General features: G+C 58.7%; 19 protein-coding genes. 8 read left to right on the top strand and 11 right to left on the bottom strand.

Annotated elements, in window-relative coordinates:
- Positions 1 to 101: 101 nt before the first annotated feature.
- The 5 genes from codA to bglX all read right to left on the bottom strand — a co-directional run bounded on the left by codA (position 102) and on the right by bglX (position 10074).
- Positions 102 to 1343 (bottom strand): cytosine deaminase, encoded by a 1242-nt coding sequence (gene codA / locus B195_RS16675; RefSeq protein WP_003441064.1) that lies wholly within the window; start codon positions 1341 to 1343, stop codon positions 102 to 104.
- Positions 1340 to 2563, bottom strand: a complete 1224-nt coding sequence (locus tag B195_RS16670) for a PucR family transcriptional regulator (RefSeq protein WP_003441067.1) — start codon at positions 2561 to 2563, stop codon at positions 1340 to 1342. The genes codA and B195_RS16670 overlap by 4 nt, the downstream gene beginning before the upstream one ends.
- Entirely contained in the window at positions 2560 to 3825 is a 1266-nt protein-coding gene (codB, locus tag B195_RS16665) for a cytosine permease (protein ID WP_003441082.1), read from the bottom strand. Before codB ends, B195_RS16670 begins: the two co-directional genes overlap by 4 nt.
- A 386-nt stretch (positions 3826 to 4211) precedes the next feature.
- Positions 4212 to 7085 carry a ribonucleoside-diphosphate reductase subunit alpha gene (locus B195_RS16660; RefSeq protein ID WP_003441086.1) on the bottom strand — a complete coding sequence of 958 codons (2874 nt, stop codon included), beginning with the start codon at positions 7083 to 7085 and terminating at the stop codon, positions 4212 to 4214.
- Between the two features lie 697 nt (positions 7086 to 7782).
- Positions 7783 to 10074 carry a beta-glucosidase BglX gene (gene bglX, locus B195_RS16655; protein ID WP_003441090.1) on the bottom strand — a complete coding sequence of 764 codons (2292 nt, stop codon included), beginning with the start codon at positions 10072 to 10074 and terminating at the stop codon, positions 7783 to 7785.
- Positions 10075 to 10339: 265 nt separating this feature from the next.
- Between bglX and B195_RS16650 the strand changes: the two genes are divergently transcribed.
- From B195_RS16650 to B195_RS16625, 6 genes are all read left to right on the top strand, one after another.
- Complete coding sequence (locus B195_RS16650) at positions 10340 to 10948, top strand: LemA family protein (protein ID WP_003441093.1); 609 nt, start codon at positions 10340 to 10342, stop codon at positions 10946 to 10948.
- 48 nt (positions 10949 to 10996) lie between these two features.
- Complete coding sequence (locus B195_RS23200) at positions 10997 to 11737, top strand: YgcG family protein (protein WP_003441095.1); 741 nt, start codon at positions 10997 to 10999, stop codon at positions 11735 to 11737.
- A gap of 28 nt (positions 11738 to 11765) precedes the next feature.
- Entirely contained in the window at positions 11766 to 12380 is a 615-nt protein-coding gene (locus tag B195_RS16640; protein ID WP_003441098.1) for a TPM domain-containing protein, read from the top strand.
- Between the two features lie 107 nt (positions 12381 to 12487).
- The gene (locus tag B195_RS16635; RefSeq protein ID WP_003441101.1) at positions 12488 to 13705 is read left to right on the top strand and encodes an SAM-dependent methyltransferase; all 1218 of its coding nucleotides are present in this window, start codon (positions 12488 to 12490) and stop codon (positions 13703 to 13705) included.
- 116 nt (positions 13706 to 13821) lie between these two features.
- Entirely contained in the window at positions 13822 to 14403 is a 582-nt protein-coding gene (locus B195_RS16630; protein ID WP_003441103.1) for a DJ-1/PfpI family protein, read from the top strand.
- A 15-nt stretch (positions 14404 to 14418) separates the two neighbouring features.
- Entirely contained in the window at positions 14419 to 14724 is a 306-nt protein-coding gene (locus B195_RS16625) for a ribbon-helix-helix domain-containing protein (protein ID WP_003441106.1), read from the top strand.
- Between the two features lie 82 nt (positions 14725 to 14806).
- Here B195_RS16625 and B195_RS16620 read toward each other — a convergent pair whose 3' ends face one another.
- The 3 genes from B195_RS16620 to B195_RS16610 all read right to left on the bottom strand — a co-directional run bounded on the left by B195_RS16620 (position 14807) and on the right by B195_RS16610 (position 18943).
- A complete protein-coding gene (locus tag B195_RS16620) occupies positions 14807 to 17353 on the bottom strand; it encodes a TonB-dependent receptor (protein ID WP_037001426.1) in 2547 nt (848 codons plus the stop codon).
- A 115-nt stretch (positions 17354 to 17468) separates the two neighbouring features.
- On the bottom strand, positions 17469 to 18407 hold the full coding sequence (locus B195_RS16615; protein ID WP_003441111.1) for a FecR domain-containing protein: 939 nt from the start codon (positions 18405 to 18407) through the stop codon (positions 17469 to 17471).
- Entirely contained in the window at positions 18404 to 18943 is a 540-nt protein-coding gene (locus tag B195_RS16610; RefSeq protein WP_003441114.1) for an RNA polymerase sigma factor, read from the bottom strand. The genes B195_RS16615 and B195_RS16610 overlap by 4 nt, the downstream gene beginning before the upstream one ends.
- A gap of 174 nt (positions 18944 to 19117) precedes the next feature.
- On the opposite strand from B195_RS16610, the gene B195_RS16605 reads away from it, so the two are divergent.
- The gene (locus tag B195_RS16605; RefSeq protein WP_003441118.1) at positions 19118 to 19450 is read left to right on the top strand and encodes a YegP family protein; all 333 of its coding nucleotides are present in this window, start codon (positions 19118 to 19120) and stop codon (positions 19448 to 19450) included.
- A gap of 100 nt (positions 19451 to 19550) precedes the next feature.
- Here the strand turns inward: B195_RS16605 and B195_RS16600 are convergent, their stop codons facing one another.
- Positions 19551 to 20438, bottom strand: a complete 888-nt coding sequence (locus B195_RS16600; protein ID WP_003441121.1) for a dihydrodipicolinate synthase family protein — start codon at positions 20436 to 20438, stop codon at positions 19551 to 19553.
- Between the two features lie 31 nt (positions 20439 to 20469).
- Positions 20470 to 21252, bottom strand: a complete 783-nt coding sequence (locus tag B195_RS16595; protein WP_003441123.1) for an aldolase — start codon at positions 21250 to 21252, stop codon at positions 20470 to 20472.
- A 149-nt stretch (positions 21253 to 21401) separates the two neighbouring features.
- On the opposite strand from B195_RS16595, the gene B195_RS16590 reads away from it, so the two are divergent.
- A complete protein-coding gene (locus tag B195_RS16590) occupies positions 21402 to 21944 on the top strand; it encodes a helix-turn-helix domain-containing protein (RefSeq protein ID WP_003441127.1) in 543 nt (180 codons plus the stop codon).
- 40 nt (positions 21945 to 21984) lie between these two features.
- Here the strand turns inward: B195_RS16590 and B195_RS16585 are convergent, their stop codons facing one another.
- On the bottom strand, positions 21985 to 23010 hold the full coding sequence (locus tag B195_RS16585) for a DUF4917 family protein (protein WP_003441129.1): 1026 nt from the start codon (positions 23008 to 23010) through the stop codon (positions 21985 to 21987).
- Positions 23011 to 23115: the final 105 nt, after the last annotated feature.

The raw sequence follows: 23115 nt of genomic DNA, 5'->3' as shown, positions 1-23115 counted from the left end.
CTACTGATTGTGAGAGCCAGCCTGTTGGCGATTGCAGCGGTGCGGTGTTGCAGCTGTACCGCGTCGTTTGTACCGCTGGCAAGCCAGCTCCCACAATGGCTTCAGGGTCTGTTGAATTCAACCCGCTCCGGTACCCGGGTCATCAGCACTTTGCCGGCACGGATCGAGACCCGGGCCTTGGCCTGGCGGCGTACTGCTTCGTAATCACTGTCGGCGTCCAGTATCACCAGGTTCGCCGGCCGGCCGACGGCGATGCCATAACCCTCGCCAAGGTTGAGGGTGCGGGCACTGTTGTCGGTGACCAGGTCCAGGCAACGTGCCAGGTCTTCGAAGCCCATCATGTGGCAGATGTGCAAACCCGCATCCAGCACCCGCAGAATGTTGCCGTTACCCAGCGGATACCAGGGGTCCTTGATCGAGTCCTGGCCCAGGCACACGTTCATCCCGGCGCGGTCCAGTTCGGCCACGCGGGTCACGCCGCGGCGTTTTGGAAAGCTGTCAAAGCGCCCTTGCAAGTGAATGCTTTCGGTCGGGCACGAAACGAAATTGATCCCCGAAGCCTTGAGCAGGCGAAACAGTTTCGAGCAATAGGCATTGTCGTAGGACCCCATGGCCGTGGTATGGCTGGCGGTTACCCGGCTGCCCATACCGCGGACCCGGGCCTCTTCGGCCAGCACTTCAAGAAAGCGCGAGTGCGGGTCGTCGGTTTCGTCGCAGTGCACGTCCACCAGGCAACCGCTGCGCTCAGCCAGGTCCATCAGAAACTTGATCGAGCTGACGCCTTGCTCGCGGGTGTTTTCAAAGTGCGGAATGCCGCCGACCACATCGGCGCCCATCTCCACTGCACGGATCATCAACTCACGGCCGCCGGCGTAGGACTCGATTCCTTCCTGGGGGAAGGCGACGATTTGCAGGTCGATCAGCCCCCGGGCTTCTTCACGGACCTCGATCATCGCCTTGAGGGCAGCCAGCGTCGGGTCGGTGACGTCGACATGGGTACGCACATGCTGAATGCCATGCTCGGCCAGCATGCGGATGGTGGTGTGGGCGCGCTGTTTGGTGTCTTCATGGGTGATGGTTTCCTTGCGCTGCGCCCAGCGTTCGATGCCTTCGAACAGCGTGCCGCTCAGGTTCCACTCGGGCTGGCCCGCCGTGAGGGCGGCATCCAGGTGGATATGCGGTTCCACCAGGGGCGCGATCAGCAATTGGCCTTGAGCGTCGATATCGCCCGCCTGCGCCATCACACTGGCGCACTGCTGGGTTATGGCGCTAATGCGCTCGCCCTCGCAGCTGACCGTATACAGGCCTGGAGTTTTACGTAGCGTGGCATTGATGATGTTCATGCTTGGTCCTGTCGTTGGGCTTCGGTCATGCGCCACACGAGGAGGGCAACCGAAGCATTCATTCTGAAAAGTGGGTCATCGAGCGATTGTCCGCTGTGTTGCTCGATGCGTTGTATCCGTTGGTTGATGGTGTTTCGGTGAATGTTCAAACGCCGGGCCGCCTGCAGGGCATTGCCGTTTTCCTGGAGCAGGGCGTCCAGGGTTTCAAGCAGGCTGTGGGGTTGCTTGCGCCGGGGCTCGATCATGGAACCCAGGGTCTGCTGCACGAATGCCTCGATCACCGAGCGTTCGCCAATGGCCTGCAACAGGCGCAGCACCCCCAGCTCACTGAAATCACAGAAACCGCTGGCCGGGCGCAGATTTTCTGCAACATCCAGGGCCTGGCGCGCCTCGTTCAGCGCCTGATGGTAGTGGCCGCAATCCTCTGCCTTGCTCGCCACCCCCATGAACAGCGCCATGTCACCGATCATGGCATGCAAGTCGCGATACAGGCAGCCCAGTTCGGCGCGAATGGTTTCGCCCTCGTTCAGCAGCAGGATGAACAGATCCCCCTGGACGATGACCGGCAGCGCGCGGGGCAGGGCACGGGCCCAGATATCCAGATGATCCTGTACGGCCTGTCGCGTTTGTTGCAATAACCGTTCTGCGGCATCCGGGGCATGGTTGTCGAACAGCACGCCGACCGCCGACAGCCGCATTGCCACCAGGCGTCGCGGGCCGTCCAGAGGCAGTTTCAAGTGCGCCGCACGCTGGCGGGCAGTGGCCAGGCTCGGATAATCGCCGCTGAGCAACTGCGCCAGAATGTCGTGGCGTGAACGCTTGGTCTGGCCCATTTGTACCAGCGCCGTGCCGATCAGGTGCGTGACAATAACCATCTTCAGCAAGTACGGCTGTTCGATCAGCACCAGACCGTATTCCTCGCACAGAGCTATGACCGAGTCCGGAATACGCTGAATAAAGGCATCTCCGGTCAGGATCACCAGCCCGGCAATGCCGCTGGCGTCGCCTTCGTGCACCAGACGCAGCAAGTTGGCCTCGTCCCGGGGATGGTTGATGCCGGTGACGAACACCAGTTCGCCGCCCATGACCCATTGCCTCAGGCCTTCGTTCTCGGCCACGTAGGGCCAGCGCACGTTGCGTTGCAGGTTGCAGGCACCGGCGCGCAGGGTCATTTCTTCCAGGCCGGCCAGCCCCAGAATTTCTGCAACCGTGAGGCTCAAATGTCCTCCTGCACGACGGGCAGCACGGCACGCCGGCGGCTGATTTCCAGCAGCAGGATGTAGCACGCGGCGGAAGCGGCAATTCCAACCAGCGGCGCAATCCACGGTGAGCAGTAGGCCAGCAGTGCGCCGAAGGCGTAGGCGGTCAGGCCCGGGACGTTGTAGCGCGGCAGTTTCACACTGGCCAGCGTCGGGTATTTGCCGTGATGGCGATACCAGAAGTCGGCCATGATCACGCCCCCGATGGGCGGGATGATCGAGCCCAGCAGCACCAGAAACGGGATCAGCATTTCATACATGCCGCCAATGGCCAGCACCACGCCGACGGCAGCGGCGATCAGGGTCATGGTGCGGCGCCGTTCGCTGCGCACCAGATGGCAGGCTGCCGCCGACACGTTGTAGATGGTCGGGCCCTGGATCGTCCAAAGGTTCAGGCACAGCATGACTACCGCGGCGAACGACAGGCCCTGGAGCATCATCACGCTGACGATGTCGGCCTGTTGATAGACCATGGCGCACCATGCGCCGGCCACTATCATCAGGCCATTGCCCAGCAGAAAACTGACCACGCTGGCGATGACGGCAATCCGCCCGGTGCGCGATAGCCGGGTCCAGTTGGTGGCTTGGGTCGCGCCGCTGGCGAACGTGCCGAAGACCATGGTGATGGCGGCCGAGAAGGTCATTGCTTCGTGGGGGATTACCGCTGCCAGGCCCTTGAAGCCGCCGACATGGCGGGTGGCGATGTACATGGACACGATCAACAGGACAAACATCAGCGGCACCGAGACCCGCGACAGCACGTCCAGCCCTCTGTAGCCGATAATCGCGGTGATGCTGAAACCCAGCCCGAAAAACACCATCAGCGGCCAGGTGAAGCCTTCAGCCAGGCCGAGCATTTTCACCAGTACGATGGCCACGGTGGCCGTGCCCCAGGCGAACCAGCCCAGCTCGGCAAAACCCAGCAGAAAGTCCGAGAGACGGCTGCCGGCCTCGCCAAAGCAAAAACGCCCCATCAATACCGTATTCAGGCCGCTGCGGGCGGCAATCAGCGCCAGTGCGGCGGCATACAGGGCCAGCAGGCTGTTACCGATGGCCGCAATCCACAGCATGTCGACGAAGTTGAACGCCATGCCCAGTTTGCCGCCGGCGAACATGGTGCCGGTAAAGAACGTGAAGCTGAACAACACCATGGAAATCGATAGCAGCCCCTTGCGTGCAGAACGCGGGGCTTCGCTTAAAGGAAATTCGCCGGGTGCACTCATGTTGTATTTCTCCGCCTCGAATGGGTAGGGCCGTGGTCAGTGGCACCCTGGGGCTAGAGCAATAAGCGGGCCTGTTTCGGGCCAGATGTCAAAACAGAAAAAAGCGGGCAGAGGGCATAGAGGTCGGTGTTCAGGTTGAACATATTTGAAGGGGATTGGCGGGCAGAGGTGTGCAGAGTGATTCATTTTGTAGCGCTGATGCACCGTTGTGGGTGCTTATGGCCAATCGCCGGCTCCGACAACGGGCTGGTGACCTCCTTGTGGGAGCCGGCTTGCCAGCGCTGGACGCGGGTGTGTTGCCCATAAAAAAACCCCCGTTAAACCCAACTGTTACCAGGGTTTAACGGGGGTTTCGGTCAGGCGGTCAAGCCGTCTGACGGCTCAGCTTATTGGCAAGCTTCGCAATCCGGCTCGTCAATGGCGCAAGCCTTTGGCACCGGTGCAGGACCGGCAGGCGCGGCAACCACGTCTTCGCTGTTGTTGCCGTTGGACACCGCGTTGAGCTTGCCGGTGTTGACGGTGGACTTCTCGGTGCTGGTCGCGGCCAGGGCACGGAGGTAGTAAGTGGTTTTCAGACCACGGTACCAGGCCATGCGGTAGGTCACGTCCAGCTTCTTGCCCGAAGCGCCGGCGATGTACAGGTTGAGCGACTGAGCCTGGTCGATCCACTTCTGACGACGGCTGGCGGCGTCAACGATCCACTTGGTGTCGACTTCGAACGCAGTGGCATACAGCTCTTTAAGCTCTTGCGGGATGCGTTCGATCTGCTGCACGGAACCGTCGTAGTACTTCAGGTCGTTGATCATGACCGAGTCCCACAGGTCGCGGGCCTTGAGGTCGCGAACCAGGTACGGGTTGATCACGGTGAATTCGCCCGAGAGGTTCGATTTCACGTACAGGTTCTGGTAAGTCGGTTCGATCGACTGCGATACGCCAGTGATGTTGGCGATGGTGGCGGTCGGTGCGATGGCCATGATGTTGGAGTTACGGATGCCTCTCTGAACACGGGCGCGAACCGGTGCCCAATCCAGGGATTCGTTCAGGTCAACGTCGATGTACTTCTGGCCGCGCTGTTCGATCAGGATCTGTTGCGAGTCCAGTGGCAGTACGCCTTTGGACCACAGCGAACCCTGGAACGTCTCGTAAGCGCCACGCTCGTCTGCCAGGTCGCAGGACGCCTGGATCGCGTAGTAGCTGACCGCTTCCATCGACTTGTCGGCAAATTCCACGGCCGCTTGCGAGGCGTATGGAATGTGCTGCAGGTACAGCGCGTCCTGGAAGCCCATGATCCCCAGGCCGACCGGACGGTGCTTGAAGTTCGAGTTGCGGGCTTGTGGCACCGAGTAGTAGTTGATGTCGATTACGTTATCGAGCATGCGTACGGCTACATCGATGGTGCGCTTGAGCTTGTCGGTATCGAGCTTGCCGTCCTTGATGTGGTTCGGCAGGTTGATCGAGCCCAGGTTGCAGACCGCGATTTCGTCCTTGTTGGTGTTCAGGGTGATCTCGGTGCACAGGTTCGAGCTGTGGACCACGCCCACGTGCTGCTGCGGGCTGCGCAGGTTGCACGGGTCTTTGAAGGTCAGCCACGGGTGGCCGGTTTCAAACAGCATGGACAGCATCTTGCGCCACAGGTCTTTGGCCTGAATGGTCTTGAACAGCTTGATCTTGCCCGGGTACTGGGACAGGGCTTCGTAGTACTCGTAACGCTCTTCGAAGGCCTTGCCGGTCAGGTCGTGCAGGTCCGGTACTTCGGATGGCGAGAACAGGGTCCACGGGCCGTCATCGAAGACGCGCTTCATGAACAGGTCAGGGATCCAGTTGGCGGTGTTCATGTCGTGGGTACGACGACGGTCATCACCGGTGTTCTTGCGCAGCTCGATGAACTCTTCGATGTCCATGTGCCAGGTTTCCAGGTAGGCACAGACAGCGCCTTTGCGCTTGCCACCCTGGTTAACGGCTACGGCGGTATCGTTCACTACCTTGAGGAACGGGACCACGCCCTGGGATTTGCCGTTGGTGCCCTTGATCCATGAACCCAGTGCACGTACCGGAGTCCAGTCGTTGCCCAGGCCACCGGCGAATTTGGACAGCATGGCGTTGTCGTGGATCGCGTGGTAGATGCCCGACAGGTCATCCGGAACTGTGGTCAGGTAGCAGCTGGACAGCTGTGGACGCTGGGTGCCGGCGTTGAACAGGGTCGGAGTCGAAGCCATGTAGTCGAAGGACGACAACAGGTTGTAGAACTCGATGGCACGGTCTTCTTTTTGCTTCTCTTCGATTGCCAGGCCCATGGCCACGCGCATGAAGAAGATCTGCGGCAGTTCGAAACGCACGCCATCCTTGTGGATGAAGTAACGGTCGTACAGGGTTTGCAGGCCCAGGTAGGTGAACTGCTGATCGCGCTCGTGGTTGATCGCCTTGCCCAGTTTTTCCAGGTCAAAGGTCGCCAGCACCGGGTTCAGCAAATCGAACTCGATACCTTTGGCGATGTAGGCCGGCAGGGCTTTGGCGTACAGATCGGCCATCTCGTGGTGAGTCGCGCTTTCTGCCACTTCGAGGAAGCTCAAGCCTTCGGCACGCAGGGTGTCCATCAGCAGGCGAGCGGTTACGAAGGAGTAGTTTGGCTCACGCTCTACCAGGGTGCGGGCGGTCATCACCAGGGCGGTGTTGACGTCGCTCAGGGCTACGCCGTCGTAGAGGTTTTTCAGGGTTTCGCGCTGGATCAGGTCGCCGTCAACTTCTGCCAGACCTTCGCAGGCCTCGGTGACGATGGTGTTCAGGCGGCCCATGTCCAGAGGTGCGAACGTGCCGTCAGCGCGGGTGATACGAATCGACGGGTGAGCCTGGACAGTGTCTTCGGCCGGGGCGCGGTTAGCACGCTCCTTGGAGCGGGCATCGCGGTAGATCACGTAGTCGCGAGCCACTTTTTGCTCGCCGGCGCGCATCAGGGCCAGTTCAACCTGGTCCTGGATTTCTTCGATGTGGATGGTGCCACCCGATGGCATGCGACGCTTGAAGGTCGCGGTGACTTGTTCAGTCAGGCGCGCAACAGTGTCGTGAATGCGGGACGAGGCGGCAGCTTTGCCACCCTCAACTGCGAGAAACGCTTTGGTGATGGCGACGGTGATCTTGTCATCGGTGTAAGGAACAACAGTCCCGTTACGTTTGATCACGCGCAATTGGCCTGGCGCGGTCGCAGACAGATCCAGATTTGAATCGGAACCCTGCGAGTTCTCGCGAGTTGTGTCGGTTTGCATGGGGGGGTGTCTCCACATTCTCTATGTTTGTTTGGGCACCTTTTGGGGGCCCACCGTTCCGTCCTGAAGCACTACAACCGACGATCAAGCCGGGTATAACAACTTCGGGACGTACAGAAAGGGGGGTTAAGCCGCTTCCGTGCCGAAGTCCTGGCGTTGCGCGTACCGGCGCAAATCCTGTTCCTGATGGGTGACAGTATTTTTACTGCAACACCCGGGCCGCTTTCCGGCTTTTACGCTGGAAACCGGCTGCCATCCGCATGCGCGGTTTGGACTTTAAAAGCGTGTTTACTCAAACCCGACAGGCGCGAGAAAAGGACTTGAAATTCTCGTCTGAGTTGTGTTGGGTTTTTGGCCTAAAACCCTATATGTGGGGTTGTTTGGCCGAATAGATACAAGATATGCGTTTTGCCGAGTCTCTGCAACGTAGGATCTTGGCTTGAATCACTGCGTGTTTTGTGTATGAAAGCGTAAAAAACCGTGTAGGCCCCATGGGCTAGGCTTCAGACCGTTTGTCACCAAATTTTGCCGGATTAAACGCCCCGGACTGAATTTTGAGGGCGCGAACCCTACCACAAAAAACAGCGCTGTCCGAACGCATTTTCAGGCGCGTGCAAAGATAGGAAAGGTCAAGGGGATATTGGTGTTTCAAGACACCGCAAAGGCCTTGGCTGACCTTTGCGGCAGATGCGGGAAATTACAACAATTGGAAGCTGTTTTGCTGCACGTTCTGCGAATCAAGGCCGATCATCACCTCGAACTCACCGGGCTCGGCGACGTATTTCAATTGCGGGTTGTAGAACTTCAGCGCGTTCTCGTCGATGTTGAACTGCACGACTTTCTGCTCTCCGGCCTTGAGCATGATTTTCTGGAAGTCCTTCAACTCCTTGAGCGGCCGGCTCATGGAGGCGGCGACATCATGCAGGTAGAGCTGGACCACGGTTTCGCCATCGCGCTTGCCGGTGTTTTTCACGGTCACGCTGGCGGTCAGTGATGCCCCGGGTTTCAGGGTTTTGGCGGACAGGCTGACGGCCGACAGGCTGAAATCGGTGTAGCTCAGGCCATAGCCAAACGGGTACAGCGGGGTGTTTGCCTCGTCGAAGTACTGCGAGGTGTAGTTACCCGGCTTGCCCGGGGTAAAGGGCCGGCCAATGCTCAGGTGGCTGTAGTAGGTCGGAATCTGCCCCACAGAGCGCGGGAAGGTGATGGGCAGCTTGCCGGAGGGGTTGTAGTCGCCGAACAGGACATCGGCAATGGCATTGCCGCCTTCAGTACCGCTGAACCAGGTCTCCAGCACGGCATCGGCCTGCTGCTGTTGCAGGTCGATCGACAGCGGCCGGCCATTCATGAGCACCAGCACCAACGGCTTGCCAGTGGCCTTGAGGGCGGTGATCAGGGCGCGCTGGCTGGCTGGCATGTCCAGGCTGGTGCGGCTCGACGACTCGTGGGACATGCCCCGCGACTCGCCCACCACAGCCACCACCACATCGGCCTGCTGCGCCGCCTTGACCGCCTCGTCAATCATCACATGGGCCGGGCGCGGGTCGTTGGTCACTTCCGGGCTGTCGAAGTTCAGGAAGTTCAGATAGTCGACGATTTTCTGGTCGTCGGTGATGTTGGCGCCCCGGGCATAAATCAGCGTGCCCTGCTGGCCGAGTGCGTTGCGCATGCCGTCAAACACGGTGACCGATTGCGCCGGCTGGCCATTGGCCGCCCAGCTGCCCATGATGTCGATCGGTGCCTTGGCCAACGGGCCCACCAGAGCGATGCGTGCCTGTTTTTTCAGTGGCAGGGTCTGGTCCTGGTTCTTCAGCAGGACCAGACTCTTGCGCGCCACTTCGCGGGCTTTGCGCCGGTGCAGGCGGCTATCGGCGTTGGCATCGGCCGGATCGTCCTGGGCCTTGCCGATCCGCAGGTACGGGTCGGCAAACAGACCCATGTCGTATTTGGCCCCGAGCACTTCGCGCACCGCATTATCCAGATCGCTTTGTGGCACTTCGCCCGACTTCAGCAAGCCCGGCAATTCTTCGCCATAGACCTTGTCGTTCATGCTCATGTCGATGCCGGCCTTGATTGCCAGCTTGGCGGCTTCGCGCCCGTCCTTGGCGACGCCGTGCCTGATCAGCTCGATGATCGCGCCATGGTCGCTGACGGCGACCCCTTTGAAGCCCCAGTCCTTGCGCAGCAGATCCTGCATCAACCACATGTTGGCGGTGGCCGGGATACCATTGATCGAGTTCAGCGCCACCATCACCCCGCCAGCGCCGGCATCAATTGCGGCGCGGTACGGAGGCAAGTAGTCCTGGTACATGCGCACCGGGCTCATGTCGACGATGTTGTAGTCCCGGCCGCCTTCCACTGCGCCATACAGGGCGAAGTGCTTGACGCTGGCCATGATGTTGCCGGGCAGGGCGGGTGAAACTCCCTGATAGGCGTGGACCATGACTTTGGCAATGCGCGATACCAGGTAGGTGTCTTCGCCAAAACCTTCCGAGGTGCGCCCCCAGCGCGGGTCGCGGGCAATGTCGACCATCGGCGCGAAGGTCAGGTCAATACCGTCGGCGCTGGCTTCTTTGGCGGCAATCCGGCCGCTCAGGCCGATGGCGTCCATGTCCCAGCTGGAGGCAAGGGCCAGGCTGATAGGGAAAATGGTGCGATGGCCGTGAATCACGTCGTAGGCAAAAAACATCGGGATTTTCAGGCGGCTGCGTTGAGCGGCATCCTGCATCGGACGGTTTTCGGCGCGGGTGATCGAGTTGAACGTGCCGCCGATACGGCCTGCAGCGATTTCCTTGCGAATCATCTCGCGGGGCATTTCCGGGCCGATGCTGATCAGGCGCAGTTGGCCGATCTTTTCATCGACCGTCATTTGTTTGAGCAGATCAGCCACAAACACATCTTTGGGCGGGAGCGGTGTCGGCGGGTTCTGGGCTAAAACCGAGTGACTGGCCAGGCTAAGGGCCAGGCCCAGCAAATACATATTTCTCATGACATTCTTCTACGCGGCCGCTCTCTTAAAGCGAGGGATGGCCCGCGCTTTTGAAGCGATATTGTTCTGTGGGGGATGTAAGGACTACTTAACTTAAAAATTACCCTATCGTTAAGGTAAGTATTCCCACATGGCAGGCAGTCTTTTAGCTGATTAGCTACCAGCAATCCAGTGTTGCCGGGAGATATTCAGTCACGGTGAGGGAGTTTTTCCACAGGGTATGCGGTCAATAAACTCAATCGGGTTATTTCGGAGCGTCACAAGCATGGAATTACAAAGCGTTAGGTCCTCGGGCTGGAAAGTCATCGCGCTGCTGGCGTTGAGCAGTCTGCTGGCGGGATGCGGGATCAATACCATTCCGACCCTGGACGAGCAGGTCAAGGCGGCCTGGTCGCAAGTGCAGAACCAATACCAGCGGCGTTCCGACTTGATCCCCAACCTGGTGGAAACGGTCAAAGGTGCGGCCAGGCAAGAGCAGGCGACCCTCACCGCGGTGATTGAGGCACGGGCCAAGGCAACGTCGATCCAGGTGGATGCCAGCACCCTGAACAATCCGGAAAAACTCAAACAGTTCCAGGATGCACAGAACCAGCTGACCGGAGCCTTGAGCCGTCTGATGGTGGTGTCCGAGCGCTATCCGGACCTCAAGTCCAATCAAAACTTCCTCTCCTTGCAGTCGCAACTTGAAGGCACGGAAAACCGCATCAGCGTGGCCCGTCGCGACTTCATCCAGGCAGTTGAACGTTACAACACCGAAATCCGCACCTTCCCCGGCCGTTTGTGGCATGCCGTGATGTACAGCGACTTGCCGATTCGCCCGACTTTCGAGGCCACCGCACCGGATGCCGACAAAGCCCCGGAAGTGAAGTTCTAACCACCGCCTGACCCTGCACTTACTGGGGGGCAAGCTGCCGAGGTGCTGATGCGCGTATCAAAACCGGGTTTGGGTCTGTTGCTGTGGCTATTTATAGCCACCGCACAGGCACTCACTTTTCCGACGCTGAGCGGGCGGGTGGTGGATGACGGGCAGATGCTCGACCCCGCCACACGCCAGCAACTGGCGCAAACACTGGAAGCCCACGAAAAAGCCACCGGCGAGCAAGTGGTGGTGGTTACGGTGGCGGATCTGCAAGGGACTCCCATTGAGGATTTCGGCTACCAGTTGGGCCGGGCCTGGGGTATCGGGCAAAAGGATAAAAACAACGGCGCCCTGCTGATCGTCTCGCGTGATGACCGCAAACTGCGGATCGAGGTCGGCTACGGTCTGGAAGGCCGCCTGACCGATGCGCAATCCTCGGTCATCATTAATCAGATCATTACCCCGGCCTTTAAAGCCGGTAACTTCAGCCAGGGCATCAGCGACGGTGTTGCCGCGATCCTGCAAGTGTTGGGTGGCGATCCCGTGCCTGAGCCGGCCTACGCCAGCGGGCAGGGCGATGGCAGTGACTTGATGACCGAGCACCCCGGTGTGGTGTTGCTGTTATTTCTGTTGTTCGTTGTGGTCGTGGCTGTCTGCCAGTTTTACGGCATTTGCAACTCGGGCGGCGGCGGTGGCACCCGCTCCGGCGGGTTCGGTGGCGGGGGCTTCGGTGGCGCAGGCGGTGGCGGCTTTCGGGGTGGCGGCGGCAGTTTTGGCGGCGGCGGAGCTTCCGGCGGCTGGTAATTCACTTATTTAACGGGCATCGACACTCATGGCTTTACTTACCCCACAGCAACAACAGCAGGTTGCCGACGCGGTAACCCGCGCCGAACAGCGTACCGACGCCGAAATTGTCACCGTGCTGGCGCCGCGCGCGGATGATTACAGCTATATCCCCTTGTTATGGGCCAGCCTGATCGCCCTGGTGGTACCCGCTCTGGTGCATTTTTTGATCGGCGGTCTGCAGATTTACGGCTTGCTGATGTTGCAGTGGGCCTGCTTCGTCTTCCTCAGCCTGATCTTTCGTCTGCCGGCCATCACCACCCGCTTGATCCCGCCGCGCATTCGGCATTGGCGCGCGAGCAATCTTGCCCGGCGACAGTTTCTCGAACAAAAACTGCATCACACCCGGGACCGCACCGGCGTGCTGATTTTTGTCAGCGAAGCCGAGCGCTATGTCGAAATTCTGGTGGACGAAGGGATATCGCAACATCTGGACGACAGCGATTGGGGCAGCATCGTCAGTGATTTCACGCGCCGTGTGGCATTGGGTCATACGGCTGAAGGCTTTATTTCCTGCATCGATGCCTGTGCCGAACTGCTGGAGCGGCATGTGCCGAAAACCCATCCGCGCAATCAATTGCCCAATCGGCTGGTGATGTTGTAATCGCCGCTGGCTGAAATAACCCCGTGCCCCTGGCGGCGAACGCGCCTAAAATAGCCGCCATTGCTTTTCAGATTCCCCCTCCTGCATCCCCCGAGGCACCTTTTTCAATGTCAGTGACTGCTACCACCGCCCCGTCTGTGCCGGATCATCGTGCGCAATTTTTGCACTTGCTGGAAACCGGCCTGGCCCAGAACTCCTTTATCAAACTGGTACTGGCCAAGTATGTCGGGCCAGAGGCCGAGCTGCAGCGGATCATCATCAAGCAAGTCACGGTCAAGGATCAGCCTTGTCTGTCGTTTGTGTACCGTTACAAAACCCGCGATATCACCAAGAACTTCCCCCTTGAAGAGGGCGTGGCCAATATCGCCGGGCTGTTGCCTGAAGCGTTTAAAAACGCGCATTTGCTGACCCTGACCGACGAAGTGCAGCTGGAATACAGCAAAAAGGGCAAAAGCTCGCTGTTCAAAGGTAAAAGCCAGCAGGAGCGTGAACTGCCTTCGGCTGAGCATAATCGTGAGAAAAATCGCTTCCTGGACCTGACCCGGCCGTTTTTGGCGGATCTGGGGGTCACCAACAAGCAGCAAGAACTGATCCCGGCGATGTCGCGCAAGTGGAAGCAGATCAACAAATTCATCGAGGTGTTTTCCCACGCCTTGAGCAACTCGCCGCTCAAGCTCGATCAACCGGTCAAGGTGGTGGATTTCGGTTCGGGCAAGGGTTACCTGACCTTTGCCATTCACGATTACCTGCGTCACAGCCTCAAGGCTGAAGGTGTGGTCACCGGGGTTGAGCTGCGTGAAGACATGGTCACGCTGTGCAACAACGCCGCCCAGCGCCTGGAGCACCCGGGCCTGTCCTTTCAGCATGGTGACGTACGCAGCTTTGCGCCGACCCCGATTGACGTGATGATCGCCCTGCATGCGTGTGACATTGCCACCGACTATGCGATTCATATGGGCATTCGTTCGGGGGCGGCGATCATCATGTGCTCGCCGTGCTGCCATAAGCAGATTCGCCTGCAGATCCAGAGCCCGGCGCTGCTCAAGCCGATGCTGCAATACGGGTTGCATCTTGGCCAGCAGGCCGAAATGGTCACCGACAGCTTGCGTGCACTGTTCCTTGAGGCCTGCGGATATGAAACCAAAGTGTTTGAGTTCATTTCCCTGGAGCACACCAACAAAAACAAAATGATCCTCGCGGTAAAACGCGACGAACCCCTGGACCCGGCGCAGTTGCTGGTGAAAATCCAGGAGCTCAAGGCGTTTTACAACATTCAGGAGCACTGCCTGGAAACCTTGCTGCAGGCGGACGGTTTGTTGAAGTAGGCCTGTAACAAGCCTGCGGGCGGGCACGTAGTACCTGGCTATTACCCGCGTGGGCCCTCAGGGGGTACCTTGGCTACTCTTATCAGTCCAAGGCTTACCCCGGAGGAGAACTCACCATGGCGGCGAAAAAAATTCTGATGCTGGTTGGCGACTACGTTGAAGACTACGAAGTGATGGTGCCGTTTCAGGCGCTGTTGATGGTGGGTCATCAGGTTCACGCAGTGTGCCCCGGCAAAACCTCGGGGCAGACCGTTCGCACGGCGATTCATGACTTCGAGGGCGATCAGACCTACAGCGAGAAGCCGGGTCATCTATTCGCCCTGAATTTCGATTTCGACAAAGTCCGGGCCAGTGACTATGACGCGCTGGTGGTACCAGGTGGCCGAGCTCCGGAATACCTGCGGTTGAACGAAAAGGTTCTGGAACTGGTTCGTGAATTCGATAAGGCCGGTAAGCCAATTGCTGCTGTGTGCCATGGCGCGCAATTGCTGGCGGCTGCCGGAACGCTGCAAGGCCGCGAGTGCAGTGCTTACCCGGCCTGCGCCCCGGAAGTGCGATTGGCCGGCGGTACTTACATTGATATCGACGTGACCAAGGCCCATGTGCAAGGCAACCTGGCGACGGCGCCTGCGTGGCCGGCGCATCCTGCCTGGCTGGCGGCGTTTCTTGGGTTGTTGGGTACGACCATTACCTTGTAAGAAGAGGGTGCGACCATGTGTGAGCTATATGTCAAAGCCGATCCGATTCTTTACGAGTCGCGCTCGCGCTCCTTGCGTATTTGCGGCGTGGTCACCACCTTGCGCCTGGAAAACCAGTTCTGGGACATCCTCAGCGAGATTGCTGAAACCGATGGCATGACCACCAACCAGCTGGTGGCCAAGCTCTACGAAGAGGTGATGGATTATCGGGGCGAAGTGGTCAACTTCGCCTCGTTCCTGCGGGTAAGTTGCAGCCGCTACCTGAGCCAGCGCCGGGTGCAGGCGCCGGAATTGAATTTGGTGGGGCGCAAGCAGGGTTGAGCCACTCTCTTGTAGCCGCTGCCGACAGGCTGCATCCGGTGGCGAAGCTGTCCTGAGGTCGGTGTGCGAGGTATCTGCAGTTTTAGAAGAACCGGGTCACGCTGACTTTGGCGTTACGGCCCTGGCTGTAGGCATTTTCTCCGCTGAGCATCGGGCGATAGCTCTTGTTGAACAGGTTATCCACCGTGAAGTTGACCTCGGTGCCTTTGAGGTAGGGCTGAGTCGGTTTCCAGTTGGCAAACAGGCCCTGTACGTTGTAGCCGTCATTGTCGTAGTGGTCCCAGTAGCGGTCGCCCAGGGCACTGATATCGCTGCTGTAGTAGTTATCGCTCGGCAAGCGGTCAGTCTTGCGCACGAACTCGCCTTTCCAGCCGATTCGGGCATCCCAGGCCGGAATTTTCGTGCCCAGTACGGCCACCCACTTGGGCGCAGGAACATCTCGGGCCCATACGTCGGGGCCCCAGGGATTGGTGTAGGCGCCTTGGTGTTTGCCGGTCATCCATGCGTACGACAGCGATCCGAAGAGGTAAGTGGCCTCGTAGAAGCTTTCGATCTCAAAGCCCTTGATGGTCACGCTGCCAATGTTGCGGTAGTTCGGCATGTTGGGGCCGCAGTCTTGTGTCATGCCGCCTGACGCGGTTTGCGCTGCACAACCCACGCCCGTGGCTTTGAAAATCTCATCGTCGATCTTGTTGCTGAACAGGGTGGTGCGGATCAGTGCGTGGTCGCTGTCGCCAAAGATCTGATCGAACGTGGTGATATTGCCCCCGCGCCAGCCAGTGATGCGCTCCGGTTTGAGGCCGAGGCTGGTGGACGTTCGGCCGCCAATGGCCTGGACTTCGTACTGTTCGTCGATCACCGGGGCGCGCCAGGTTTTGCTGTAGTCGACAAACAGGGCGGTCTGCGGGGTTATTTTCCAGAACGCTGACAGGCGCGGCGACCAGCCGGTGTAGGTTTTGGCGCTGTAGTCATGGCCCAGTTCCAGGTGGTTGTAGTAGGGCGCATCGTTCTCCTGGCCACGATTTCGAACATGGTCATAGCGCATCGACGGCGTCAGAGTGAAATCACCGAGGGTGATGGCGTCCTGGATATAAAAGCTGTTGGTGTCCACCTTGCCGGCGGGCATAAAGCCTGGCTGGTAATGGCCATAGTTGTATTTTTCTACTTCGTAGGTCTTGCCCGGCATCCACATGTTCACATCGCGTTCATGCTTGCGAAACTGCACGCCGGTGGTGACTGCATGGTCCAGGGGGCCGGTGGCAAACAGGCTGATGTTTTCGATCTGGAGCATGTCATCGGTGTAGCCGGTTTCCATCTTGCGCCCGCCGCTGGTGGGCTGGATGAAGGCCTGTTCGCCGCGCTCGTCGGTCTGCTCGGTGTTGGAGTGCGAGTACTTCACTTCCAGATCAAGCAGAGGGTTATCGATGGGCTCGTAGTTGTATTTGGCCGACCAGGTGGTGTCGACGGTCGAACGGGTGGACAGGTAGCGCTGCGAAGCAATGTCGTAACCGTATTTATCGATGTTGGCCTGGCTCGGCGGCGCCGGGTAGCTGACAGCCGAGAACGGGACCCACAAGTGGTTGTTCGATTGCGAGTAGGACATTGCGACGCTGTGCTCGTCGGTCAGGTGCAGGTTGAGCTTGAGCAGTTGCGCATCCAGGTCCTGGGCCGTATTGGGCAGGCGCAAGGGGTTCACCGGGTAGACATTGCCGGGGTTGGGCATGTTATCCGCGAGCTTCATGTCATCGCCGTCGCGTTTGGTGTAGTACACCAGCGCATCGGCGCGGCCATCCTCGGTCCGGCCGTAGGCGGCGCCACTGTAGACCTGTTGATGGTCGTTGCTGCTGTAACCGTACTTGAGCATGGCGCCCAGGTCTTTGCCTTCTTCCAGCAGGTCCGGTGCGTCTTTGGTTTCCATGTGCACGACGCCACCAAAACCGCCATTGCCGGTGCGGAAATCGTGGGGGCCTTTTTCGACTGCAAGGCGTTTGATCAGTTCAGGTTCGATGAAGATCGTGCCTTGCTTGTAGCGCTCAAAACCGCTTTTGGTCGCGCCATCAACGGTCATCTGGACGTCTTCGGCTTCGCCCATGCCCCAGATGTTGATGGTCTGGCCGCCCGGTTTCAGGGAGCCGCCGAGGTTGATGCCCGGCAAGGTGGCCAGCAGGCTGGGAATGTTATTGGCCTGATACCTGTTGATTTCGGTTTGGGTCATGGTCGACTTGCCGACGTTGCTGGAGTCGACTTCGTTGCCGTTGCCCACCACGCTGACCGCGCCCAGCTCCAGGCTGTTGCTGGTGGTGATGCCTTCTTCCCGGGGGCGCACAACATAGGTGCGGTCGACCTGGATCAGACTGAAATCCGTGCCTTTGAGCAACCGGTTGATCGCCTCTTGCGGGCTGAAAGTGCCACTTAGGGCCGGGGCTTGTACATTGCGTAACAAGGCTTCGTCAAACAGCAGCTGGATTTTTGCCTGCTGTGCCACATCACTCAATGAGCTGGCCAGCGATTGCGCCGGCAGTTGCAACTGGATCGATTCGGCATGGGCGTGCAGGCTGACCGCCATACACGCAGCGAGCAATCCAGTACGTGTGCACAAGTGCGAGAAGTGATGTGGTGCGCGAAACATGAAATCCCCCGGTGCGGCAACAAAGGCCAAAAAAGACATGCGTTAGCAGACCGAAGGAAGACGCGGCACAAAGAGAAAACCACATATGCGAATGAAAAATATTCGCATATGTTTTTTAGCGGGGCTCGATACGGATTTTTCCGTTATCCAGCAGGTGATTTTTCACCGGGATCAGCGCGGGTAAAGCCTTGACCAGCGCCAAGGGGTCACTGACATCCAGATTGCCCGAGACCTTGTAGCGGCCAAGCGGGCCGTCTGCCAGCTCGATCACCCCGGGGCGGTATAAGTCCAGCTCGTCCACCAGGCTGGCCAGTTCACGATTGCGAAAGGACAGATGCCCGCTGCGCCAGTCAGCCACTTCACCCGGGCTGAGACTTTGCTCCTCAAGCGAGCCTTTGGCGTAGTCGTAAGTGGCACGCTGTGAGGCGCCCAGCAAGGCGGCCGACTTGCCATCGGGGATAAACGCGACTTGCCCGTGGGCGACACTCACCACCAATTGACGCTGGCTGCGGCGCACATCAAAACCTGTGCCGACGACCCGTACCCGCGCATGGCCGGCGTGTACCACCAGCGGCTGTTCCTTATTGGCGGCCACTTCGATATAGAGCTGGCCCCGATCCAGATAGATGTCCCGCTGACTGGCGCTGAAGTCGATGCGCAAACGGGTGTTGGCATTGACGGTCAAGGTGCTGCCGTCGGGCAGTCTGACGGTTTTTGCGTCCTGACTCTGGGTTGCGATCTGTTGTTGATGCAGCTGTACCGGGGTACCGATATTGAGTGCAAACACGGCGCATAACACTGCTGCGGCCGTTGCCAGGGCAAGCACTGAGCGACGGCGCCGGGGCAGGGGCACGGGTTTATTCAACTGCTTGAGTTCGCCGAGATCGGCCCACAGAGACTCAAATTCGGCATATGCCCGGGCATGGGCAGGGACGGCCTTCCAGCTGTTGAATTGCTCGCGGCAATTGCTGTCGGGTTGATTGCGATTACGCGCAAACCAGGTGGCCGCCTGTGCGTCGATGCTCTCGTGAGCGGTCATTTGAAAAGGGGTCATTGTGGCTGCTCCTTGCCGCTGTCCCGTTGTAAATGTCGCTTGCAGTGAAGCAAGGCAAAGGCAATGTGCTTTTCCACCATGCTGACGGAGATCCCCATACGTTCGGCAATCTGCGCCTGACTCAAGCCTTCAAAACGATGCAGCATAAGGGCTTCGCGGCGTCTGGGCGAGAGTTCTGCGAGCACGGCTTTGAGTTGCTCGAGATATTGCAGGCGTTGTGCGCCAGCCATCGGCTCATCCCTCTCGTCGGTCAGGGGCTCGGGTTGACCCGCACTCTGTTCGCTGTGCACCGCTTGGCGTACCTGTTGGCGACGCCAGTGATCGCGTAACAGATTGCGCGCCATCTGGAACAGAAAGGCCCGCGGCTGCTCGACTTTGGCCCGGTCCTGATAACCCAGCCATTGGGTGAATACATCCTGGGTCATGTCAGCTGCATCGCTGGCGTTGTCCGTGCGTTTGCGCAGGAAGTGCAGAATCTGTGTGTAGAACTCACGCAAGGATTCGGCCACTGGCGGGTCAGGTTTGAAGCGGGACATGAAGATCCTTAAGGATGCAGCGATGCAAACAAGTCGCGAATGGTATCGAGAATTATTGCTATTTGTCTCGCTGGAAATTCATCTTTGCGCTTATTGCGGCGGATAAATGGCTAAATACCCTGTGGCCGCTTTACTGAAGAAGGGAAAAATCCCTACTACAGCAGGAGAGTGGTTATGTCAGGTTGGTACGAGTTGAGCAAAACCAGCAACGGACAGTTCCGTTTTGTCTTGAAGGCGGCAAACGCCGAAACGATTCTGGTCAGTGAGCACTACACCACCCTGGCGGCGGCCAAAGCCGGGATTGCCTCGGTGCAGGCCAATAGCCCCCATGATGAGCGCTATGAGAAGAAGGTCGCCAAAGACGGCAAGCCGTACTTCAACCTCAAGGCGGCGAATCACCAGATCATTGGTACCAGCGAGCAGTACAGCGCCGAGGCGGCACGGGACAAAGGCATAGCCAGCGTCAAAACCAACGGGCCGACCACGCAGATCAAAGAAAAGTTTTGATGACCCCGTTGGTTTGAGCCTGCTGGCGAAGGTGTCACTGGGTTTTCAAGGGCAAAACATCAGTGTCATTTTCGGCAGCAGGCCGGGTGTTGCGGGAGCGTCAGCGCAGGATTTTCAAGATTTGCTGCAATTGTGAAACGGCGCTTTCAGACAGTGGAAATACCGGCAGGCGCGGGTCTCCAGCCTCAATGCCGGTTAGGCGCAGGCCTGCCTTGATAGTTGCGGGCAAGCCACCTTTTAGAATGAACTGCAGAAGTGGCAATTGGCGATAGAACAGCTCGCGGGCTGTTTTCAGGTCGTTGGCCAGTACCGCTTCATACAACCCCAGATTGAGTGCCGGAATCAGGTTCGGTGCAGCCGTACACCAACCTTTGGCTCCGGCCGCGAACGCTTCCAGTGCCAGCGGGTTGCAACCGTTATAAAACGGGATCTGCCCCTCGCCCAGCTGTTGCAGGCGATGCATGCGCTGAATGTCGCCGGTGCTTTCCTTGACCATGGTGACGTTTTCAACCGCATTGAAAATGCGCAGGATCAATTCGACCGACATGTCCGTACCGCTGGTGGCCGGGTTGTTGTAGAGCATGATCGGAGTGCTGATGCTGTGGCCAATGGCGCGGTAGTGAGCGAGGATTTCGGCTTCGCTGAGTTTCCAGTAGGCGGCCGGCAAGACCATCACCACATCGGCGCCATATTGCTCGGCAAGGCGCGCGCGCCGCACAGCCTTGGCGGTGGTCAGGTCGGACACACTGACTATGGTCGGTACCCTTTTGGCGACATGGGCCAGGGTGAACTGGCTGACTTGATCCCATTCGGCGTCGCTCAAGTACGCGCCTTCGCCGGTGCTGCCCAGGGGGGCAATGGCGTGAACACCGCTGTCGATCAGTTGGTCGATGGAGCGTCCCAGTGCGCTCAGGTCAATCTGTTCGCCGTCGGCGGTAAACGGGGTGATGGTGTAACCGATGATGCCGTGAATGTTTGAGGTCGACATGAAGTATCTCCGTTTCAACAGGTAGGTGGGCTCAGTTCAGGCAATCGGCATGACGACGCAGGTTTTGCCGGGCGTAGTAATTGAATGCGGCAGCGTGACGTTTAGGACGGCTGATCCAGTCATGGGCTTCGCGACCCAGCGCCGGCTCGACGGGTTTGATAGTGCCGGCCGCCATCGCCAGCAGTTGCAGCTTGGCGGCGCGCTCGATCAGTTGCGCGATCACGCAGGCTTCTTCGATGCTGGCCCCGCTCGACAACTGGCCGTGGTGCGAGAGCAGGATCGCGCGTTTGGCGCCCAGCGCCCGGGTGATGATTTCACCTTCTTCATTACCCACCGGCACCCCCGGCCAACCTTGCAGAAAAGCGCAGTCTTCGTACAGCGGGCAGAGATCCATGTGCGACACCTCAAGCGGCACTTCCAGCATCGACAGTGCGGCTACGTGGGTCGGGTGAGTGTGGATGATGCAGTTCACATCCGGGCGGGCGCGGTAGACCCAGCTGTGAAAGCGGTTGGCCGGGTTCGGCATGCCGTGGCCTTCGAGTACTTCCAGGTCTTCATTGACCAGCAGTAGATTGCCGGCAGTTATTTCGTCGAATCCCAGGCCCAGTTGTTGGGTGTAATAGGTGCCGGGTTGTGGCCCGCGAGCCGTGATTTGCCCGGCCAGACCAGAGTCGTGGCCGTTTTCAAAGAGGATGCGGCAGGTCAGGGCCAGCTTTTGCCGGTCAGTCCACGTATTATCCGCCAGCGTATTTTGCATCTGTACAAGCGCTTGCTTGACCAGCTGCTCTTTCGGGAGTGCTAATGTCTTGGCCATGTCGGTGTCCTTTGCAGTGATTGCCGGATTGCCTGCCCCGTAGCCTGGAAAGTGGCGGGGCAGCGCATATGACACTTAAGAGGCTATATGACACAAAGTGTCATTGGCAAGAGAAACCCGCGTCTCCTTTGATGGATTAATTGCTATACATGTCTATCCGCTTGAAATTACTCAGAAAAAAACTGGGCGTTACCCTTGAGGTGCTGGCCGAAAAATCCGGCATGACCAAGAGTTACCTGTCCAAAGTTGAGCGCGGGCTTAATACGCCGTCGATCGCCGCGGCGCTTAAATTGGCCAGGGCGCTGAATGTGAACGTCGAGGAGCTGTTCTCGGAGGACAGCGCACGGCTGGACAACTACAGCCTGGTGAGAAGTGATCAGCGCCAGTTGCTGTCGGGCACCGGGCAGTCACCCGGTTATGCAGTGCTGGCGCATCAGGTCAGCGAGCGCAACCTGTTGCCGTTCATGATGTTCCCCCCTTTCGAATTCGCCGATCCCAGCTTCAAGGAGCATGCGGGCGAAGAGTTTTTGTTCGTGCATGAGGGGGCAGTAGAGGTGGACTTCATGACTGAGCGGGTCATTTTGCAGAAGGGCGATGCCTTGCATTTCAACGCCCAAAAGCCCCACCGTTTACGTTCGGTGGGGCAGGTTCAGGCGCAGTTGCTGGTGGTGGTCAATAGCAGGAATGACTAGGGATTGCGGGCCCTTTTCCCGTTGCGGGAGGGGAACGGATTCAGACCTCCACCGGCACCGAGTGCCTGGTGTAGCCAAGCGGGTGGGTTTTCGAATTATAGAAGCGTAATGTCAGCTTTTTGTCTGCAAATAGCGCCGCGTAGTGGTGCTTCTGAAAGCGGATAAAGGCTTCGTTGCGCGGGTAAATCGAGATCCACAGGGTTTTCAGCGGCGCCTGGCGCAGGGCATCAATCAGGTGCTGATCCTGCTCTCCCAGGCTGTGACCAAAGATGCACAAGCTGTCTTTGTGGGTCATCAACTGTTCATGGCAAAACGACAGGTAATCTGAGTGACGAATGGATTTACGCTTGTCGTCGCTGTTGCTTTCGCTGACAAACAGCGGCACATCGTCCAGGGCGCTGATCGAGTGATTAATCGCGAAGTTACTTAGCAGCACGGGTGGTGTGGCGTTGATCTTGCGCGCCTTGCCTTCCTGGTTTTTCACCAAGTGCAGGCCGCCGTGCAGGTAAAGCACGCGGGTGGATTTGCTCTTGCCCAGTGCTGCACCCAGTTCGAAGGTAGCCCCGGGGCTGTCGAACAAGTCATTGAACTGTTTTGGCGCCTGCATCACAGCCCAGGGGGTGAGCAGGTCGTAGTTGGAGCAGTACACCGTGGCGTAGCGCGCCAGCTCCTGGTTCCAGCATGCCAGGGTTTCGGGTTGCATCAGGCGCCAGGGGATATGTACGTCCTGGGTGCTGTTGATCAAGGCTTCCTTGATGGCGTAGTAGCGTTTGCGCGGCGAAGCCGAGTTGATGGCCAGGGCCTTGTTGACCTTGCTTGCGGTTTTGAGTGCACTTAACACGTGCTCGAAATTGCGCGTACCCAGTGCTTCGAACACGCTGAGTTCGGTCTGGCTGAGGGGCTTTTCGGCGACGCTTTTGGCTTTTTCGAATAGCGAGTCGTAATAAAAGTCATGCCACACGGCCATGCTTGCGCCGTTACCAATCAGCAGTCCGCTGCACGCTGTGCCGGTGCTCAGTGCATTCCAGTCTTCTAGTTCTGCATCAAATTCCTGGAAGGGGGTCATGGCAAATATCGTCTCAAGGCGGGGGCAAAGCAGGACTTTATCACGCTCAAGTGTTGAGCCAGATCAACATTGGTGTACCAAAACAGGTTGAAGCTATGCACATGG

This window comes from Pseudomonas sp. Lz4W (assembly GCF_000346225.2).
Taxonomy (GTDB): Bacteria; Pseudomonadota; Gammaproteobacteria; order Pseudomonadales; family Pseudomonadaceae; genus Aquipseudomonas; species Aquipseudomonas paraversuta.
Note: the sequence above shows the minus strand (reverse complement) of the source record. Positions and strands in the feature narration are given on the sequence as shown.

Bases quoted from the DNA above. Each gene is read 5' to 3' on its own strand.
- codA (WP_003441064.1), bottom strand. From the start codon at position 1,343: ATGAACATCATCAATGCCACGCTACGTAAAACTCCAGGCCTGTATACG.
- codB (WP_003441082.1), bottom strand. From the start codon at position 3,825: ATGAGTGCACCCGGCGAATTTCCTTTAAGCGAAGCCCCGCGTTCTGCA.
- B195_RS16660 (WP_003441086.1), bottom strand. From the start codon at position 7,085: ATGCAAACCGACACAACTCGCGAGAACTCGCAGGGTTCCGATTCAAAT.
- bglX (WP_003441090.1), bottom strand. From the start codon at position 10,074: ATGAGAAATATGTATTTGCTGGGCCTGGCCCTTAGCCTGGCCAGTCAC.
- B195_RS16650 (WP_003441093.1), top strand. From the start codon at position 10,340: ATGGAATTACAAAGCGTTAGGTCCTCGGGCTGGAAAGTCATCGCGCTG.
- B195_RS23200 (WP_003441095.1), top strand. From the start codon at position 10,997: ATGCGCGTATCAAAACCGGGTTTGGGTCTGTTGCTGTGGCTATTTATA.
- B195_RS16640 (WP_003441098.1), top strand. From the start codon at position 11,766: ATGGCTTTACTTACCCCACAGCAACAACAGCAGGTTGCCGACGCGGTA.
- B195_RS16635 (WP_003441101.1), top strand. From the start codon at position 12,488: ATGTCAGTGACTGCTACCACCGCCCCGTCTGTGCCGGATCATCGTGCG.
- B195_RS16630 (WP_003441103.1), top strand. From the start codon at position 13,822: ATGGCGGCGAAAAAAATTCTGATGCTGGTTGGCGACTACGTTGAAGAC.
- B195_RS16625 (WP_003441106.1), top strand. From the start codon at position 14,419: ATGTGTGAGCTATATGTCAAAGCCGATCCGATTCTTTACGAGTCGCGC.
- B195_RS16620 (WP_037001426.1), bottom strand. From the start codon at position 17,353: ATGTTTCGCGCACCACATCACTTCTCGCACTTGTGCACACGTACTGGA.
- B195_RS16615 (WP_003441111.1), bottom strand. From the start codon at position 18,407: ATGACCCCTTTTCAAATGACCGCTCACGAGAGCATCGACGCACAGGCG.
- B195_RS16610 (WP_003441114.1), bottom strand. From the start codon at position 18,943: ATGTCCCGCTTCAAACCTGACCCGCCAGTGGCCGAATCCTTGCGTGAG.
- B195_RS16605 (WP_003441118.1), top strand. From the start codon at position 19,118: ATGTCAGGTTGGTACGAGTTGAGCAAAACCAGCAACGGACAGTTCCGT.
- B195_RS16600 (WP_003441121.1), bottom strand. From the start codon at position 20,438: ATGTCGACCTCAAACATTCACGGCATCATCGGTTACACCATCACCCCG.
- B195_RS16595 (WP_003441123.1), bottom strand. From the start codon at position 21,252: ATGGCCAAGACATTAGCACTCCCGAAAGAGCAGCTGGTCAAGCAAGCG.
- B195_RS16590 (WP_003441127.1), top strand. From the start codon at position 21,402: ATGTCTATCCGCTTGAAATTACTCAGAAAAAAACTGGGCGTTACCCTT.
- B195_RS16585 (WP_003441129.1), bottom strand. From the start codon at position 23,010: ATGACCCCCTTCCAGGAATTTGATGCAGAACTAGAAGACTGGAATGCA.